At 32.8% G+C, this 2,827-nt stretch carries 3 protein-coding genes; all 3 read left to right on the top strand.

The window, feature by feature from the left end:
• The first annotated feature begins 157 nt into the window (after nt 1-157).
• The 3 genes from QZ265_RS10970 (at nt 158) to QZ265_RS10475 (ending at nt 2,675) form a co-directional block, all read left to right on the top strand.
• Nucleotides 158-409, top strand: coding sequence for a DUF6804 family protein (locus QZ265_RS10970; RefSeq protein WP_366513703.1), 252 nt, complete (start codon nt 158-160; stop codon nt 407-409).
• A gap of 210 nt (nt 410-619) precedes the next feature.
• A complete protein-coding gene (locus QZ265_RS10470) occupies nt 620-1,423 on the top strand; it encodes a phospholipase D-like domain-containing protein (protein WP_296405948.1) in 804 nt (267 codons plus the stop codon).
• Nucleotides 1,424-1,994: 571 nt separating this feature from the next.
• The gene (locus QZ265_RS10475) at nt 1,995-2,675 is read left to right on the top strand and encodes a DUF938 domain-containing protein (protein WP_296405949.1); all 681 of its coding nucleotides are present in this window, start codon (nt 1,995-1,997) and stop codon (nt 2,673-2,675) included.
• Nucleotides 2,676-2,827: the final 152 nt, after the last annotated feature.

Here is a 2,827-nt window from a genome sequence, read left to right on the forward strand (position 1 = left end):
CTCCCTATACCTAAAAGCCCCCATTCATCTCGAGTGGGGGCTTTTTCTTTGTGATGCGTTTCTTTAGCTGGGTTTGTAATATGGCATTGCTATAAAACCTTCATATTTTCTATCATATTTTATATATGCCAAAGCAAGTGATTTCTTTAGCAGTTGAATTTCTGCTTCTAGGCATACTTCCCTTCCCCTATGGTTATTACACCTTTTAATACTTATCGCCTGTGTAGTATTTGCTTGGGCCGCTTACATAACCTTTGAAAACAAAGAAGCACTATTAACGTGTCTTTTTATTACTTTGGCATTACTGTTTAACCCACTGGTAAAAGTATATCTCTCCAAGGAGATATGGGCTGTTATAGATGCTTGTTCAGCAATATTTCTGCTTATTGTGAGTCCTAAGCTTCGATAGACATAAAAAAAATTTCCTCAATTCAATGTTTAAACCTCAATCCTACATATGGGTTAGACGTTATTTATGAATCAGTTTTATGAGAAAATTAACAATATACTAATCAATATTTTCAAAAAATCTTTTAAACATTGTAGAAGATGCATATACAGGTATTTATTGGTATATTTTTAGTTCAAGTAATATGCTGTGATGTAGAGGAGTCTTAGATTGGAAATTTCGGAATTTACTTTAGATGTAATAAAGTCCTACATTACTGGTGACGATGCTCCTACTCCTTATAGGTCAGGTCCAGAATTAATTAAGTTTTTTAATGCTTTTGGTTTCTCTGATAAATATTCTCATGAAGGTTTGCCTAACGCTTGGTCTAGAAATGATTACACTTATGAACGTTTAAAAGAATTAAATTGTAGTCTTGAACTTAAGAAGCTGATTGAAGCTATCCCGGATCGCAGAAGAGTCAAAAATTCAGACGAAGTGGCATCAGAACTCAGTGAGATTTTAAAGTATGATGGCTATGATTTCGAAAAGGACGACAAAGGTATTTTTAGAGTCGTTGGTTCCGGAGTCGAGGATCCAATATTAATTGCAGCGCATTTTCAGCAAATTAAAAAACAAATTATTGAAGCTATTCGTGCTGCTAAATTTACTATTTGGATAGCTGTTGCATGGTTTACTGACAAAGACATTGGGAATGAGTTGCGAATTAAACATCAAATGGGGGTTCATGTTCGTATTATAGTCAATGATGATTTAACTACTGAAAAGTATGGTCTAGACTTTGTTTCGAGAGGTATTGATTGTAAAAAGATTTCTCCTGTTTCGCCTTGGGGTAAAAAATTAATGCATAATAAGTTCTGCATAATAGATTTATACAAAGTCATTCATGGGTCATATAATTGGACAAGTAATGCTGCATATAATAATGAAAGTATTACTATTACAGATAGTAGAACTTTGGCAGAAAAATTTTCGGAGTATTTTTTAGAGCTTTATAATCAAAATCATTCTTAAGTATCTAATTAAAAAATTCATTATTTATTTTTATTTTAGTTGAACTTTAGAACTTAAGAATTAAAGCCTTATGGCTTTTGTATACCTCAAATTGAAAACTTAGAATTTTGGTTTATCTGCTTTTAATCTAATTGAGTTAATACGAACTATTCTTGGTCTTAAAGCATTTTAACTGGTGTTGATATACTTTATGCTCAAGCAGATGCGATTAAAGATAATAGCTTATCCTTCCATGTAACTGAAGAAAAAATAGTGTTAATTTACACTGAATTTAAATCAGTTCACTAGGAGTATATGAGAGTTAGTAGCATTAACTTATTCGGTAGCGAAAATAACTCATACTAATATCTTATAAGACGTGATATTCATTTATCCAATTGCTGAGCAATATGACTAAAAAGAAATATTCTTTAAAAGCTTTAAATTAATACTCATTGATAAACTCCTAATGTTTGTTGACGGAGTAAACTAAAGATTAATTCGATCGTTGCTCCTTAAAGTTAGCTACTAATGTTATTGAAGCAAGTATCTCTTAATTCAAGTTTTGTCCATTCGTTAATGAAGAGGGGTTATGAACAAAAAAAATGTAGGAAACGCCGATATCACCTCTATAGCGAAGTTGCCATTCTCTCAGGCTTGTGAAAATAATAAAAAACTAATTTTAGAAGTTCTGAACCAAGAACTACTGGATTACCATCATGTGTTCGAAGTCGGTTCAGGCACTGGACAACATAGCATTTATTTTGCACCCAGATTACCCCATTTACAATGGCAAACTAGCGATGTGATCAATAATCATCGAGTAATCCTAGGTTGGTATAATAAATATCCTGCGTCTAATTTGCATGCGCCCTTAGCCTTTGACCTGACTACGGACGATATACCTAAGCCACTTTATTATACAGACAATCAAAAAGGCAATTTACCTTACGATAGTATTTTTACTGCGAATACCTTGCATATTATCGCTTGGCCATTGGTTAAGAAGCTATTTGATTTGGCAGGGAACGCATTGCCTCTTAATGGCAAGTTGATTATATATGGACCGTTTAATGAAAACGGACAATATAGCAGTAATAGCAATCAACAATTTGATAAACAGTTACGTCAGCGAGATTCAAACAGTGGTATTCGTAATAAAGAGGATGTAATCGCTTTAGCCCAAAAGCATCAGCTTATTTTAAAAAAGCAATATAAGATGCCAGCTAATAATGAGATATTGGTTTTTAAGAAAACAAAGTTTGAACTTTGAGATAAATAAGTATCAACCTATTTCACTGGTGCGAACTAACGATTAGAGATGGAGAATAAAGTTTAATAGGAAATAAATTAAAAAAAACGAAAAAGGTGATTGACACCAAGAATAAAGTCTCTATAATACGCCCTCACTAAGACGGACATTGA

This window comes from Psychrobacter sp., assembly GCF_018260395.1.
GTDB lineage: Bacteria > Pseudomonadota > Gammaproteobacteria > Pseudomonadales > Moraxellaceae > Psychrobacter.

Excerpts from the sequence above, each read along its gene's own strand:
- QZ265_RS10475 (WP_296405949.1), top strand. The coding sequence starts at position 1,995 with ATGAACAAAAAAAATGTAGGAAACGCCGATATCACCTCTATAGCGAAG.